The 16,287-nt window shown below is 34.4% G+C and carries 14 protein-coding genes; 5 read left to right on the forward strand and 9 right to left on the reverse strand.

All coding sequences use genetic code 11. From position 1 onward, the window contains the following. Window positions 1–102 precede the first annotated feature (102 nt). From B0A75_RS02620 to moaA, 3 genes are read left to right on the forward strand one after another with little or no spacing between them, the layout of a single operon-like run. Window positions 103–534 carry a molybdenum cofactor biosynthesis protein MoaE gene (locus tag B0A75_RS02620; protein WP_089052743.1) on the forward strand — a complete coding sequence of 144 codons (432 nt, stop codon included), beginning with the start codon at window positions 103–105 and terminating at the stop codon, window positions 532–534. Beyond that, entirely contained in the window at window positions 534–1,448 is a 915-nt protein-coding gene (moaCB, locus tag B0A75_RS02625) for a bifunctional molybdenum cofactor biosynthesis protein MoaC/MoaB (RefSeq protein WP_089052744.1), read from the forward strand. Before B0A75_RS02620 ends, moaCB begins: the two co-directional genes overlap by 1 nt. After that, on the forward strand, window positions 1,435–2,442 hold the full coding sequence (gene moaA / locus B0A75_RS02630; protein ID WP_089052745.1) for a GTP 3',8-cyclase MoaA: 1,008 nt from the start codon (window positions 1,435–1,437) through the stop codon (window positions 2,440–2,442). The genes moaCB and moaA overlap by 14 nt, the downstream gene beginning before the upstream one ends. 228 nt (window positions 2,443–2,670) lie before the next feature. Here moaA and B0A75_RS20655 read toward each other — a convergent pair whose 3' ends face one another. After that, window positions 2,671–2,892, reverse strand: coding sequence for a hypothetical protein (locus tag B0A75_RS20655; protein ID WP_233207029.1), 222 nt, complete (start codon window positions 2,890–2,892; stop codon window positions 2,671–2,673). Window positions 2,893–2,896: 4 nt separating this feature from the next. On the opposite strand from B0A75_RS20655, the gene B0A75_RS20660 reads away from it, so the two are divergent. Next, complete coding sequence (locus B0A75_RS20660; RefSeq protein ID WP_244284333.1) at window positions 2,897–3,445, forward strand: hypothetical protein; 549 nt, start codon at window positions 2,897–2,899, stop codon at window positions 3,443–3,445. Between the two features lie 360 nt (window positions 3,446–3,805). Here the strand turns inward: B0A75_RS20660 and B0A75_RS02640 are convergent, their stop codons facing one another. Continuing rightward, complete coding sequence (locus B0A75_RS02640; RefSeq protein ID WP_089052747.1) at window positions 3,806–5,236, reverse strand: rubredoxin; 1,431 nt, start codon at window positions 5,234–5,236, stop codon at window positions 3,806–3,808. Between the two features lie 276 nt (window positions 5,237–5,512). Then, window positions 5,513–9,031, reverse strand: coding sequence for a nitrate reductase (locus tag B0A75_RS02645; protein WP_089052748.1), 3,519 nt, complete (start codon window positions 9,029–9,031; stop codon window positions 5,513–5,515). 176 nt (window positions 9,032–9,207) lie between these two features. Here B0A75_RS02645 and B0A75_RS02650 point away from each other — a divergent pair, with 176 nt between their 5' ends. After that, window positions 9,208–9,918, forward strand: coding sequence for a Crp/Fnr family transcriptional regulator (locus tag B0A75_RS02650; protein WP_089052749.1), 711 nt, complete (start codon window positions 9,208–9,210; stop codon window positions 9,916–9,918). A 22-nt stretch (window positions 9,919–9,940) separates the two neighbouring features. Here the strand turns inward: B0A75_RS02650 and B0A75_RS02655 are convergent, their stop codons facing one another. From B0A75_RS02655 to B0A75_RS02680, 6 genes are all read right to left on the reverse strand, one after another. Then, complete coding sequence (locus B0A75_RS02655; protein ID WP_165765077.1) at window positions 9,941–10,516, reverse strand: transglycosylase domain-containing protein; 576 nt, start codon at window positions 10,514–10,516, stop codon at window positions 9,941–9,943. Window positions 10,517–10,569: 53 nt separating this feature from the next. Further along, entirely contained in the window at window positions 10,570–11,190 is a 621-nt protein-coding gene (locus B0A75_RS02660) for a class I SAM-dependent methyltransferase (RefSeq protein WP_089052751.1), read from the reverse strand. 3 nt (window positions 11,191–11,193) lie between these two features. After that, window positions 11,194–11,907, reverse strand: a complete 714-nt coding sequence (locus tag B0A75_RS02665) for an exonuclease/endonuclease/phosphatase family protein (RefSeq protein ID WP_089052752.1) — start codon at window positions 11,905–11,907, stop codon at window positions 11,194–11,196. A 106-nt stretch (window positions 11,908–12,013) separates the two neighbouring features. After that, window positions 12,014–13,273, reverse strand: coding sequence for an alginate export family protein (locus tag B0A75_RS02670; protein ID WP_089052753.1), 1,260 nt, complete (start codon window positions 13,271–13,273; stop codon window positions 12,014–12,016). A 99-nt stretch (window positions 13,274–13,372) separates the two neighbouring features. Then, a complete protein-coding gene (locus tag B0A75_RS02675; protein WP_089052754.1) occupies window positions 13,373–14,851 on the reverse strand; it encodes an MFS transporter in 1,479 nt (492 codons plus the stop codon). A 98-nt stretch (window positions 14,852–14,949) separates the two neighbouring features. Beyond that, window positions 14,950–15,609: a response regulator transcription factor gene (locus B0A75_RS02680; protein WP_089052755.1), complete on the reverse strand. Its 660-nt coding sequence runs from the start codon at window positions 15,607–15,609 to the stop codon at window positions 14,950–14,952. Window positions 15,610–16,287 lie beyond the last annotated feature (678 nt).

Below are 16,287 nucleotides of genomic sequence, written 5' to 3' on the forward strand. Positions count from 1 at the left end.
CTCCTACGTCGAAATGACAATATTGCGGCTAACTTTCTTTACTATAGAATTTAATTAGTGAAAATTAGTGTAATTCGCAGCTATAAAAAAAACATATAAAAAATGAGTAAAAATGTATTTGTAGAAGGACCAATTTCTCCTGAATTTATTGCTGAGTCAATCGCAAAACACCAATCGAAACATACAATTGGCGCACACAATATTTTTTTAGGACAAGTTCGTGCCGATGTAATTCACGATAATACAGTTGTTGCGATTGATTATTCCGCATATACCGATATGGCAAATGAGGCATTGCACACAATTCGCGAGAAGGCTTTTGCTAAATTCGACTTAACCTGCATGCACATTTATCACAGTTTAGGTGTTGTAAAAGCGGGCGAAATCTGTTTGTTTGTGTTTGTTTCAGCAACACGACGCAAACAAGTTTATGAAGCCACAGAAGCCATAGTAAACTGGATAAAAACTGATGTGCCAATTTTTGGTAAAGAAATGTTTGAAAACGATACATTCACTTGGAAACAAAATAGTTAATGGTAGATATTACGCATAAAATAAGCACATTACGAAAAGCAACAGCAACGGCAATTGTAAAAGTCAGTAAACAAGAAACAATTGATGCTGTGGTAAATAATCTTGTGCCAAAAGGAAATGTTCTCGAAATGGCAAAAACAGCTGGATTATTTGCGGTAAAAAACACCCATTTATCCATTCCAGATTGTCATCCGATTCCAATTGAATTTACTTCGGTAGAATATAAAATTGAAGGATTAGAAATTCAGATTATCTTCAATGTAAAAACTGTTTACAAAACCGGAGTTGAGGTTGAAGCCATGCACGGCGCATCAATCGTAGCATTGACGATGTACGATATGCTGAAACCAATTGATAAAGAAATCGAGATTTCAACTATTAAATTGATTACTAAAGAAGGTGGAAAATCCTCTTTCAAAAATAAATTTCCAAACGCTATAAAAGCGGCTGTTTTTGTTTGTTCTGATTCGATTTTTGCAGGCGATAAAGAAGATCGTTCTGGAAAAATAATTGTAGAAAAATTAGATTCATACGGAGTTGAAACAGCACATTATGAAATTATTCCTGACGAATTAGATATTATTCAGGAAAGAACAAAAGCTTACACAAAAGAAAATCAGCTGGTAATTTTTACGGGCGGAACAGGATTATCACCGAGAGATGTAACACCAGAAGCTTTGTTGCCAATATTAGAAAGCAGAATTCCAGGAATTGAAGAAGCCATTCGTGATTACGGACAGCAAAGAATGCCTTATGCAATGTTGTCTAGAACTGTTGCAGGAACTTTGGGCAAAAGCTTAGTTTTGGCTTTACCGGGCTCTACAAACGGAGCTAGAGAATCGATGGATGCAGTGTTTCCACATGTAATGCACGTTTTTCACATTTTAAAAGGAAAAAATCATGACAGCCTCTAACACTATTTTGACGGATGGTTTTGGACGCAGACACAATTATCTGCGTATTTCGCTGTTGGAAAAATGCAATCTGCGTTGTACATACTGCATGCCAGCCGACGGAATTGCACTTTCTCCAAAAGCGAGTTTAATGACTGCTGAAGAGATTTTTAGCATCGCCGAAACTTTCGTAAAAAATGGTGTTGATAAAATTAGATTAACCGGAGGAGAACCACTTCTACGAAAAGATTTTCCAGAAATTGTTTCAAAATTGGCATCTTTAGATATTTCGCTTTCTATTACGACAAATGGAATTTTAATCGACCGTCATATTGCCGTTTTAAAGCAATTTAAAATCAAAAAGATCAATTTGAGTTTAGATACTTTGATTTCGTCTAAATTTCATGCTGTAACACTCAGAAATCAGTTTGAGAAAGTTATTGATAACCTCCATTTACTTTTAAATAATGATTTTCAGGTAAAAGTAAATGTGGTTTTAATGAAAGGTTTTAATGATAATGAAATTGTTGATTTTGTGAAATTAACACAGTTTCTGCCAATTTCTGTACGCTTCATTGAGTTTATGCCTTTTGCAGGAAACGAGTGGGACAGAAGTAAAATGGTTTCACAAAATGAGATATTATCGTTGGTTGGAAATACTTTTTCTTCCGATCAAATTCAAAAATTAGAAGACGAGAAAAACTTCACATCAAGAAATTATAAAATAAAAGATTTTCAAGGCGATTTCGGAATTATAAGTTCGATTACAAACCCGTTTTGTGATAGCTGCAACCGAATCCGTTTAACTGCTGACGGAAAAATAAAAAATTGTCTTTTTTCAAATTCGGAAACCGATTTATTGACTCCTATTAGAAATGGAGAATCAATTATGAATTTAATTGCAGCAGCTATCCAAAGTAAAAAGAAAGTCAGAGCAGGAATGGCGACAATTGACGAAATGAATGATCCAGCTAAACATTTTGACAATCGCAGTATGATTGCAATTGGCGGATAGTTTAATTGTGAATTGTGAATTGTCAGGCCGAGCGAAGTCGAAGCTTTTTTTGCCTAATCTTGTCATTTCGAGGAACGAGAAATCGCACTCGTAAATCGACAAAAATTGGCAATCTTCTTTACAGAATTACTTGCGAAGATTTCTCGTTCCTCGAAATGACAAACTAAGTGTAAGAGCTCAGAAATAAAAAAAGGTTCAACTTTTTTAAAGTCAAACCTTTCTCAATAATTATTTCTTCTTTTTAGCTTTTGCCTTTTTTTGAGACTTCGCTTTCTTTTTTGCAATTTTTTTAGCTTTCGCTTTTTCTTTCGCTTTTTTAGCTTTTTCTTTTTTCTTGGCTTTCGCTTTTAATTTTGCTTTTTTAGCTTTCTCTTTCTTTTTATCTTTCTTCGCTTTTTCTTTTTTCTTAGCTGCTTTCTTTTTCTCTTTTTCCTTTTCTTTATCTTTCACTTTTTTGGCTTTTTTAGCAGCTTTATCTTTTTCAGTTTTAACTGCTTGGTTAGTATTCTCTTTTTTAGGTTCAGTAATTGGTGTTGCAGCAATTGCCGTTTTTTCTTCTGGTTTTACTGCAGGAGTTAATACTTTTTTTGCTGGTGCTTTTCGTACAGCCGGTTTTGGCGTAGTTGCTGCCACCGATTTTACAACTGCTTTAGCAGGTGCTTTTGCTGTAGGTGTTGCGGCAGCTTTTGTAACAGAAGCAGCAGGAGCCTTGGTTGTTGTAGGCTTTGATGCAACAGGTTTTGCCACAGTTGCTTTTGTCGCAGTTGGTTTTGTCGCAGTTGGTTTTGCTGCTGTCGTTTTTGCAGGTGCAGCTTTGCGGACAGGTGCTTTCTTAACAGGAGTATTTTCTGGTTTTGCGTTTTCTGTAACTGGTTTAACAGCTTCAGGTTTTACAGAATCGATTTTTTCCGGGGTACTTTCTTCGGGTTTGTTTTCCATATTAAATGCGCTTTTAGGTAAAGTTATTGTTAGCAATGTAACTAAATTGTTAATTCACAGTTAAGTAAAGATAATTATAAAACAAGTTACTCAATGTTAAGTTTTCTTATAAAAATTAATATTAAGTAGTTGAAAGTGAATTGTTTGTTTTTTTTATCGGAATTTTTAACCAGAATCTCTTAACAATTCTACATGAAAAAATGAGATGTATTTCTGAATTATGAATCGGTAATTGTGAATTGGGAAACTTGAAATATTTCTAATAAATTCAAGTGAAAACAAATGCTCTAACTCTGAAGAAAGGGATGTTTTATTGTCCTGCTCCCAATAACTATATGGATTCACATATGATATATCGGATAGCACGGCAGGAACGCTAGTGAACTAACGAAGCTAATAGATTCTATTAATACTTGAGAAGATACTAATTTGTTACAATCTCTAAAATTTTAAAATTGCTTTTCGGTGATTCACACAAAGAACAGCAATAATCCTCGCCTAAATCTGTAAACAAAATTCCTTTTGGAATGCCTTGACTTTCATCTCCATATTCCGGTTTATAAAGTGTTAGACATTCTTGACATTGGTAAATATCCAATTGTGGTTTTTCCTTTTTCTGCAGGTTTTCAGTGGTTTCAGCTGTTGCGTTTCCGAGTTCATCGAAATATTTTCGGCTTAATTCGATTAGAATAGTTGGCAGCTCAAGTTTGTCGATATCCTGAGAGTGAACGATATATTCTCGTGTATTCGGATCAAAATTCTTCGCAAACAAAACATTGTAGGTATCTCTGATTTTAATGGATTCTAAAGCTGCTGGAAGTTCATTTTTTTCGATAACAATCGAAGTAAAATAATGCCCGTCGCGATTGTATTCTGAAATACCAAAATTAAGTCCATATGTACTAATGTCAAATTGATCAAGCGTACGAACTAAAAACGTTTTCAAGTTCAATGCCCATTCCATAGCAACAGGCAGATGCCAATTTAATTCTAATAAGGAATGACGAACATTAATCCCTCTTTTGCCTAAGAATTTTTCCCATTCTAATTTTCGGTCCTTCGGAATTCCTTTTATGATGAAAGATTTCCAAGGTGTTATACATATTTTACCGATTTTGCATTCAAAACACAAATCGCACATTTCTTTCAGGAAATCTAAATCGTATAAATTATTTCGCCAATAAAGCCCAAGCCAGTATTGATCGATTCCCATTCGATTCATTCCTTCGTAATAAGGAAAAGGATAAAACGGAATATTTAAAGGTTTGTCGATTGTTCGATTATTAGTGTCTAAAGCTTCGCTTATCAGCGTAAAAAGCATTTCGATGTCAAGTGTTGTTTCATCTGTAATTTTCTCGATTTCATAATAGGTTTTCGCTAAATCCCAAGTATAAATCAAGACAGGATAAACTTCCATCTTTTCCCATTTTGGAAGTCTGATATATAGATACCAATAATCTTCATGTTCTGAAGCTATAAAGTTTAAATGTCCTGTAAATAAAGGAACCAACTGTTGTTTTGGATCTGTAATGTTTACTTTTAGTTTGGGTTGTTCTTTAAATTCTTCTAAAACATACAAAAAACGATTTCCTGTCAGCCAATTGGTATTTCTAAAAATATCCGTCGAAACATAAGAAGAAACAATATTGTTGCCGCTTTTTTGATCTGGATAAACAAAATGATGTTTTCCCAAAGTGGTTTTGTCTAAAGATTTAAAACCCTTAGGAAAAATAATATCCTGTCTCGAACCAAAAGAAATAGAATCCAGACCTTCATCTAAAGCAATATTTACTACTTCTAGCAATTCTCCCGGTGAGATAACGCCTCCTTTTACTATTAATCTTGTTAACTCCATAGTTTTATTTGTTTCACGTTTCAAGTTTTTCTCGAGCTTGTCAGGCTGAGCGAAGTCGAAGCCTTTCACGTGTAGCCCTTCGACTTCGCTCAGGGTGACATCACGTTGTTTTAGGTTTCACGTTTCAAGTTTCAAATTTGACCGCAATCTTGTCATTTCGACATAAGGAGAAATCACACTCTTATTTCGACAAAGACTAGTTTGTACTTTGCGGAGTTTCTTGTGTGATTTCTCGTTCCTCGAAATGACAAACGGTAAGCAACTTGAAACATTTTTTTAAACTTTACATTTCGCCAATATCTCTTTAACCTCCGTTTTACAGCTTCCGCATCCTAATCCTGCACCAGTGTTTTTGCATAAATCAGTAAAATCGTTTACACCTCTTTTGATTGTTTCTTCAATGTTTCCGGCACCAACCTGACTGCAGGAACAAACTAATTTTCCTAATACAGGTTTTGCAGTAGAGCTTCCTCTTAAAAGCATATTTCGCTTGTCTGATAATTCGATTTTGCTTTCAATCATCGTTTTGAATTCGGCAAATTCATTCTTATCTCCCATTAAAATTGCACCAACTAAGAGATCATCTTTTACAATGCATTTTTTGTAATAACGTTTTTTCAAATCAGTAAAAACAATTTCTTCATACGAATCATCGTTTTCTGGAATTGTAATATCTCCGATGCTGCACAGATTTATATCTTCTAATTTTAAAATATTCATTAAAATCGAACCTTTATAATAACTGCTGATATCGCCCGCTAAAAAGTTTGCCAGAATATCCGCTTGTTCTTCGGCGGCAGAAGTAATTCCGAATAATTTATTATTGAATTCTGCTATTTCTCCAATGGCAAAAATATCAGGATTCGAAGTTTGTAAATATTGATTGACTTTTACGCCGCGCCCGCAGGCAAGACCACCTTCTCTCGCAATTTCGATATTCGGAATTGTTCCAATCGTATAAACAATTGCATTTGCAGTTATAATTTTACCGCTTTTTAAGGCAATTTCAATTTCGTTTTCATTATCCGTTTCAAAAACGGTGCTGACTTCATTATCAAAATAAATCTGAATATCACGAAGCTGTACTTCTTCGGCCAATAATTTGCTCGAAATTCGATCCAGCTGACGTTCCATTAAACGCGAAGCTCTCTGAATTATAGTAGTTTTTACTTTTTTATGTTTTAAAGCAGCAGCCAATTCCAATCCTAATAAACCTCCGCCAATAATAACAACATGCTGTTCTTCCGGCGGAAGATTGGTGCTGTCAAGATGTTTTTTTAAACGGTCAGCATCTTCTTTTCTTCTTACGGTAAATCGTCCCGGAAGGTGCAGTTGCGCATTTTCTGGAATAAAAGGGCGACTTCCAGTTGCTAAAATCAAAGAATCGAAAGTGTGTATTTCGCCCAAACTATCTTTTATAGTTTTTGTATTGGAGTCTATTTTTTCAATAGAAATTCCCGCTTTCATGGTAATATTCAGCTTGTTTAATGCTTCGCCGTCTTTAACCTTTAAAAGTTGTTCCCAAGTGAATTCTCCTGTCATGTATTCGGGTAACAAAACACGATTGTAAAACGGATTTATTTCATTCGAAAAAACAATAATTTCATCAGTGGTATTGAATTCACGATAATTTTGAATGAATCGGAATGAAGCTGCACCAGCACCAACAATAGCAATTTTCTGAAAAGGTTTTACATATTTTTTAATCGAAACGGTCGTGTATTTAAAATCAGGTTCTTTTGAAATGGGATCTACAACGGTATTCGTTAAATTGTTTGTTCTATTCAAATCATTTTCAAGTTGTTTTCCCCAATGCATTGGAAGAAAAAGTACCTTTTCTTTAATAGAATCGGTCACTTTTGCTTTTACGCGAACTTCGCCATTTTTGCTTGTAACGGTAATAATATCGCCATTTTTAATTTCATTTTTAAAGGCATCAATTGGATTTATCTCTAAAACCGGACTTGGAATATGGGTTAATAATCTCGAAACTTTTCCTGTTTTGGTCATAGTGTGCCATTGATCGCGAATTCGTCCCGTAGTTAAAATAAAAGGAAATTCGGAATTGGGCTGTACCGATGTGTTTTCGATTGAAACTGGCAGGTTAAAAATTGCCTTTCCAGAAGGCGTATAGAATTTTTTATCTGTAAATAATCTAGGCGTTCCCGGATGTCCGTAATCTGGAACCGGCCATTGAAAAGTGCCTTCGGTTTTTAAACGATTATAATTTAAAAATGAAATATCAATATTAGTACCTTTGGTAAGTGCACAATGCTCTTTGTAAATTTCTTCGGCGTTATTGAAATCGAAACCATGGAAATTCATTTTTTTAGCAAAACGAATTAAAATTTCAATATCAGGAAGTGCTTCTCCCGGCGCATTAATTCCTTTTGGCAGATAAGAAATTCGGCGTTCAGAATTGGTCATTGTTCCATCTTTCTCTAACCAGCCGGCAGCAGGCAAAAGCAAATCGGCAAATTTTGCTGTATCAGCATTATGCGAAATATCTTGAACTACTACAAACTTAGCGTTTTGAAGTGCTTTTTCGATTCGACGGGAATCTGGCAAACTAACTAAAGGATTTGTACAAATAATCCAAACAGCCTTCATTTTTCCTGATTCTAAAGCTTCAAACATTTCTGTTGCCGTTAACCCCGGTTTATCTGAAATCTCGTCAACGCCCCAAAAGTCAGCCACTTCTTTGCGATGTGTAGGATTTGCAATGTCTTTATGCGCTGCCAAAAGTGTTGCCATTCCGCCCACTTCACGTCCGCCCATAGCATTCGGCTGACCCGTTAATGAAAATGGACCAGAACCTGGTTTCCCAACTTGTCCTGTTAATAAAGATAGATTCAGTAAAGCCGTATTTTTGTCAACGCCAACAGCACTTTGATTTAGTCCCATTGCCCAAAGTGAAATAAATCCTTTAGCCTTTCCAATAATATCTGCGGCGAGTTTAATATCGTTTACTGATATTCCGCATAGTTTTGATGCTTTTTCAAGCGACGTACTTAATACTAAATCTTTATATTGTTTGAAATTTTCAGCATTGTTTTTGACAAAATCATGGTCAACATGACCTTTTTCAATTATGCGTCTGGCAATAGCATGATACAAAATAATGTCAGAACCTGGAAGAATTTGTAAATGCAAATCGGCGAAAGCGGCTGTATCAGTTCGCCTAGGGTCAATTACTATTATCTTCGTTTTTGGATTTTTTTCTTTATGTTTTTCAAGCCGTCTAAATAGAATAGGGTGACACCAAGCGGGATTTGCGCCTGTAATTAAAAAAGTATCAGCCAATTCAATATCATCATACGCAATTGGTACAGAATCTTCTCCGAAAGTCTTTTTATAACCCACAACGGCAGAACTCATGCAGAGTCGTGAATTGGTATCGATATTATTGGTTTTCAAGAAACCTTTTACCAATTTATTTACTAAGTAATATTCCTCAGTTAAACATTGTCCCGAAATATAAAACCCTACACTGTCTGGTCCGTGTTTTTTTATAAAAGAAGAAAAAACTGCCGCAGCGCGATCTAGAGCTGTATCCCAGCTTACACGCTCGAGCGGATAAGATTTACTGCCTCGCATTTCAGGATATAAAATTCGGTCAGAAGTATCATTGACTACGTAATGCAGATTCATTCCTTTAGAACACAACATTCCTTTATTTACCGGATGATCTTTGTCACCCTCAACCATAACGCCGTTTTTAGCATCGTTGGTTACGATTATGCCGCAGCCAACGCCGCAATAAGAACAGGTAGTTTTGATTTTGGTATTTTGCATTACAGTTCTTTTTTTAGATACTATTTCCTGAATCTGTAGTGACTTAGATAAATCACTTATACAAAAATAAGTATTTTTACGTATAAATACTTATTTTTTAGATTTATTTTTTTATTTTTGATGCAATAAAATGAGCAGCAACAAATTAGTTTTTAATCCAATAAAAATTAGGACTCATGAAAGAAGAACAAACCCTTTGTTATTCTTGTGCCAATGAAAATTGCTTTATCAAGAAACATCTCCATTTAGAGCAAATGAATACTTATGTTTCTAAGAAACAGAATATAGTCTGCAAAAAATCAGATCAATTTATTGTGGAAGGTTCTTCTTTACAAGGACTTTATTTTATTTGCAAAGGAAAAGCGAAAACAGTAAAAACGGGAATTAACGGACGTGAGCAAATTGTACGCTTAACGAAAAGTGGAGATATTATTGGTTTTCGCGGATTTGGAACTGGGAAAAAGTATTTAATTGGTGCTTATGCCTTGGAAGATACTGTTTTGTGTAATTTTAGCAATGAAACGATGCTGGAAATTTTACAGCATATTCCAGAACTTACCTATGCTTTAATGTTGTTTTATGCTGATGAATTGAATAAAAGTGAAAACAACATTCGTAAAATTGCGCATATGAATGTTCGTGAACGTGTGGTTGATTTATTGCTTTATATTCATCGTAAATTCGGACAAATCAATGATTTAATTGATATTGATCTTTCTCGCAAAGAAATTGCCGATTTTGCAGGAACGACCGAAGAACAAGCAATTAGGGTTATTTCAAGTCTTAAAAAAGAAGCTTTAATAAAAACGGTTGGAAAACGAATTGGGATTTTGGAAGTTTCAAAATTACGCTCTGAAATTATGGAACATAAATATTTTTCTGTTTAATCTTATTACGTAATTCTACGTATTAATATTTACTTTTTGCTTGGCTATGTAATATACGTTTCAAGAGTAGAACTCTATTACGAACTACTTTTTTATTTCGTATTGGATCATAAAGACTTGGATTTTTTAACATTGCAATTAAAGTCAAAATTTCTTCTTCATTAAGTTGTCCTATGTTTTTATTGAAATAGAACATTGAAGCTTCTTTTACACCGAAAGTTTTGTAGGTAGAGTCAGCATAGACGTGTTTAAAATCAGTATTTAGAAGAAGATATTTATAGCAATCCGTCTGTGTAAATTCTCTCTGTAATTTAAGTTTATAAAGTGATTTTGTAAATGAATATCCATGTCTGTATACAGGAATATAATCTGTAGCTCGATCACAAGGACATTTTTCTTCTTTCATTTTTGTATTTATCTTTTCATAGATACCAGTAAATGTTTTGAGATTTTCTTTCTTTGCTTCATTTATTTTTTCTGTTAGATCAACAAACTTTTCATTTTTATAAATAGGATTGAAGCCACTTAGTAAAAACGTAATTGTAATTGCCAGGAAGGCAGCCGATATGAGGAATATTCTTAAAGTCTTTTTAAGCATAAAAAGGGTGTTTTTGTAGAGACGCATCTGGGTACGTCTCTACTTCGAATAATTTATTTTTTCCTACCAATAAATCGAATTACAGAACCCGTTCCGTTATGGAATAAACCTTCGTTTAATTCGATTTCTTTTTCTTCTAATTCGATGATTTCATAATTCGGAAAATCACTTTTTATTTCTTCTATAGAAAATAGAGATTCAATATCTTTTGGTCCGCCAACTTTATCATTTATTGCAAGATATTCTAAATGCTTTTTGCTGAAAGCTTCAAAAATAATAATACCGTCTTTGCGTAATAGTTTATCAAGCTGTTTGTGAATTTCGGATTTAATTTCTGCAGGGAAATGAGCATAAATCAAGGCAATTACATCAAATTGTTCTTCTTTGAAATTTAGCGTTTCTAATTCGCCAACTTGATAATCAATCGAAACATTGTTGGCTTCAGCAAGTTTTAAAGCTTTATTTTTTCCTTCTTCACTAATATCAAAAGCGGAAACGTTCCAACCCAATTTTGCAGCAAAAATGGCATTTCGTCCTTCGCCTTCGGCAGGAAAAAGAATAGTGCTGGGTTTTAATTTTTGAATTTGTTCTTTTAAGTAATTGTTGGGTTCTTCGCCATATGCAAATTCTTCGTTGCTGTAGCGGTCATCCCATCTTTGGGTCCAGTTGTTCATTATTTATAAATTAAAATTAATTATTAAAGGTTTATGATCACTGTGTAAAGTCCAATCTTTGTAATTTCCGACTTCAACACTTTCTAAAACTTCCATAAAATCATTTGAAGCAAAACAATAATCTATATGATAAGGTTTGTTTTCGTGCTTATAAAGATATAAAGTTGGATGTTGTTCTTGACCTTGAATCTGATTAAAATATTTATGATAGGTGCTAAAAATATTTTTATCGGCTAATTTATTTACGACTGTCGTATGATTCCCTTTACGACGCGGTTTGTCCCAAATGGTATTGCTGTTGAAATCGCCAATTAAAATTGTTTTGGTCTCTTTGATAAGATCTTCATAATAATTAATCGCTTTCCAAACTTGCGATATGTATGCGCCATCTTTATCTGCGGGATTATTTGCCCAAATAGCAAATAAGGTAAAATCAACTTTTCCGCCCGTAATCGCTATCGGTAAGATATTTTTGAAGTCCGGATTATGACAATTTAATAATTGAAAGTGATAATTGCTGTAGGAGAGAACGCCAAGTCCTTTATTCGGATTTGTACCGTACCAAAGAATGTCATTTGGTGTTTGTACTTCATTTGAGAATTTTAATTTTTCAGGATTTTCACACTCAGAAATTATGACAATATCAGGGTTATGAGTCAGAATGAATTTTGCTTTTTTTCTGAATGCCATGTTGCAATTCCAAGCTATGAGTTTCATTGAAAATCTTTTATTTTGGGAATAATGTACTCAAATGTACGCAAAAAAAATCCCCTTTTTCTTTATTTAAAAGAGGGGGTTTTTAATATTAATTTTTAGAAAAAAACTATTTCTTCCAGCTAAAAATCCTAGGATTTACAGAAATCATTAACCAAGCCCAATTGTTAGTATGACCTGCATCTCCGTTTTTCAAGAACTCTAAAGTTTTTGAACCAAACATTTGAGAATAACCTCCAGTTAGTGTAATGTCTTTTTTGAAATTGTAGCCTGCAGTAAAATCGACCTCAGTTCCTAAGTAAGAATCAAGTTTTTCATTTGTTGGAGTCACAACATCTGCGGCAGATAAAAATACGTGCGGCATTAACGCAAACTGCCATTTTTTGACATTATAACTTAGTTTTAAGTAGGCATCTTGCAAACCAACGCTGTTTTGGTGATTTCCAACATAAAAATAATCCATATAACCATTAAAAGCATGATTGGTTCCAAATATTGGATTGAACGATTTAATTACTGTACTGCCGTCATTTGTATCTTTTCCAGATAAAAATTCATAACCTAAACCAGCTTTAAAGGCATCAGAAATGTTGTATCCTAAATAACCAGCGGCATTCCATGCACTTACCTGCTTGTCTGTACTTTTACCAGTTTGTCCATATAACCAGAAATTAGTATCTAATTTACCCGTTTTATAGGTTAAATACGTTCCAAAAGTCTGTTTGTAATCTACCAATAATTTTGCGTCGGCATTGGCATATTCATATCCAGTATTTAGGGCTAATAAACTCATGCCTAAATTACTGAACGATGTGTGGTACCAAGCATATTGTATAGCTTTGTAGTTGGCGACAGTGTATGGAGTTTGCACTATATTTTCGGCATTTGAGTTGAAAGCAAATCCCATATCAAGCTGCTGGTTTTTTGGGCGGAAAGTAACCAGTACTGCATCGTGACTTTGTCCTTGTTGTAACCAATCGATTTCACCCATTATACGCTGATTGTCATAAGAGAGTACTTGGCGCCCAACTCTTGCGCTCCATTTTTCGGTGAAGTTGTATTGTGCCCAAGCCTCAAAAACGGCAACTCCATTTTTATCTGCGGTGGTTGTGGTTGGTACATCGCCCCAGGTTCTAATGTTTTGAAGAGTTAATTTAACAATCAAATCATCTTGCTTAAAATTTAAATTTAAACGGGAACGCTGCGAGATTTGCGAAGTTCCTTCTTGACCTTCTGGTAATAAAGTTTTGTATCCGTTTCGATATTCGAAACGTGGTCTTAATTGTAAGTTGGCATCAAATTCTTGTGCTTGCATGGCAGCACCAAATCCTAGAAAAAGTAAGGATAGAATTATTCTAGTTTTTTTCATATCTATGATGGTTTAATAAAAGACAAATTTATCTTATAATGATTTTACTTTTAGTGATATTAATCATATTTGATAATTATTTTTAAACTTTTAATACGCTTATTTTCTGTCTATTACTTTTGCCAAAGCCAGTTGTTTTTCGTTCATGATTTTAGTTACGGTATAATGCATCCAAACGAGACAAATGGTCGAGAATAGTAAAATAAAAATCCATGAACTTGACCAAATTCCTGTTGCGGTCAGCAAGTATCCAAAGATGATTGGACCTAAAAAGCCGCCCAAACCCCCAATCATTCCAACCATACCTCCAACAACACCAACCTCTGTAGGGAAATATTCTGGGATATGTTTGTAAACTGCTGCTTTGCCAATTCCCCAAGAAATTCCAATTAAAATTACTAAAATTAAGAATACCCACATATTAGCATCGAATTTTATTACAGTAATTCCTTTTGCCAGCAGTTCCTTTTTCTTTACGGTTTGGTTCTGTGCGACAACAACTTGCTGCCAAGATGTTCGAGTTGGGAGAATTGTATTTTCAGAATTGTTTTCTTGTTTTTGCGCAATATTAAATTCTGTTTCACCTATTTTAATGTTGTCTTTTGCAATAGAAGTTACTGTTCCTTTTTTTGTTGCAAGAAGGCCGGGACCTGTAGTAGTGATTTCCATTTTCGGAACCATTAATAGAGCACTTAAAATAACAGAAGAACTTAAAACCCAATACATAACTTTTCGCGCACCAAATTTATCTGATAAATAACCTCCAAAAGCCCTTATTACACCAGAAGGAAGACTAAACATTGTGGCAAATAATCCGCCCATAACCAAGCTGGTTTGGTAAACGTTCATAAAATTGGGCAGCAGCCATTGAGAGTACGCAACAAAGCAGCCAAAAACTAAAAAGTAGTAAGCTCCAAATCGCCAAACTCTAGCTGATTTTAGCGAACCAAGCATTTGACGAACGCTTTTTGTATGGTTCTCAATTTTTTTATTTTTAGCAAAAATTAAAAAAGCAATTCCAATTAAAACAAGGGAAAAAGCATAGATAATTGGAAGTATTTTCCAGCCATTTTGCGGATCCTCTAAAGAGAAATGATTTAATAGCGAAGGCGCTAAAAATGTGGTAATTGCAGCTCCCGCATTTCCCATTCCGAAGATTCCTAAAGCGCGTCCCTGCCATTCTTTTGGATACCAGATTGAAGTATATCCTATTCCTACAGCAAAACTAGTTCCTACCATTCCAAATAAGAAACTGAGTAAAGCAAACATAAAAAAACTGTCAGCATAGGGCAGGAGAAACAGCGGAATTGAGCTAAGCAGCAATAAAAGTGAAAAGATATATTTCCCTCCAAATTTATCTGTGAGCATACCAATTGGTAAGCGCATAATTGAGCCTGTTAAAATTGGAATTCCCAAGAGCCATCCAACTTGAACAACGCTCCAATGAAAAATTCCGTTATCGACCAAAAAGGTTACTAAAACCCCGTTTAATGTCCAGCAGGCAAAACACACAGTAAAAGCCAATGTGTTCAAAAATAAAATTTTGTGTGATTGAGATAATGAGTTTGTAGTTTTCATAGCACTTATATTTTTATGTAAAAATAAGTACTATAACTTAGTTAAAAGATGCTAAAACGCAGTTTTTGGAAAATAAATACGTATTAATACGTATTTTTTTAAATCAAAGAATATTCAGCAGCTTTGTTAGAAAGTTCCATTAAGTTTTTAACTTTCAATTTTTTCATTAGATTAAAACGGTGTACTTCAGCAGTACGTTTGCTGATATCAAGCGCTTCGGCAATTTCTTTGTTTCCTTTTCCGGATAATAAAAGAGTCAGAATTTCTTTTTCTCTTTTAGTAATCATCATTTCTTCACTTAGATTTTGTTTAGGTTCTAGTGATGTTGACGAATTTGTAAGCTGGCTTATTAGAATAGAAGAAATATCACCACTAAAATATTTTCCGCCGGCAGCCACTGTGTGTAAGGCTTTCAAGAATTCTTCTTTACTTGAACCTTTTAGCAAATAACCATCGGCACCAGCTTTTATAGATTTCAATACATATTCTTCAGATTCATGCATAGAAAGCATAATAATTTTTACATTGTTATTTTCGCTTCTAAGTTTTTCTACTACCTCGATGCCCGTTAAATTTGGCATACGAATATCTACTATAAGTAAGTCTGGTTTGCTTTCGGCAACAACATCAAGTGCATCAGCTCCATCAATTGCTTCGCCAACGACTTCAATGTTTGCTTCATTTTCAAGTAAAGATTTAATTCCATCTCTTACAAAAACATGGTCGTCTGCCAGCACTACACGAATGATATTACTCATAGTTTACTTAAATTAGATTCTTGATTTTTTACGTATATTCATCTATAAAGAAGACGCTAATATACGTAATTTTTTAGATTTTAAATTCTAACATTAAAATTTCTAATGTTGGAAATTCTAAATTATACAATTGTCAGGCTGAGCGAAGTCGAAGCTTACGTACGTTGCGCTGTAAAATTGTCGATTAAGATTGCTTGGGCTTCGACTTCGCTCAGCCTGACAAGCTTATCTAGAATTTGATAATCGACTTTGACAAAGTTTGGCTTTCAATTGCCTCCAACTTTAGTCGGAGGTTTTTGTAGATATGAGAAAGGGCTTTAGCCGAATGTGTATGTATTTGGCTAAAGCCCTTTTTTATACTTGTCTGTATTCCACCAGCTAAAGCTGGAGGCAATTGATTTATTTTAAGTTTAATTAAAAGCAAAATATTTTTTGAAAGCGTTTACCCGCGAGAGGGATAGGAGCAAGCTACCGAAGTAGCGCGGATAGCCCGACAGTATTAGGGAAAGTGGGCGCATATAGACAAAGTTAAATTGCCCACTTTTTCTAATACTGGATCGCCTTGATAATTAGATAATTAGTAAATGTGGTAATTAGATAATGATTTTGTCGATTTACTTTGCAGGGTTTCGACTTCGCTCAGCCTGACAAGTAGGAGTTCGACGTTTGGGTAAATTA

It is taken from the genome of Flavobacterium oncorhynchi (assembly GCF_002217355.1).
In the GTDB taxonomy this organism is placed as follows: domain Bacteria; phylum Bacteroidota; class Bacteroidia; order Flavobacteriales; family Flavobacteriaceae; genus Flavobacterium; species Flavobacterium oncorhynchi.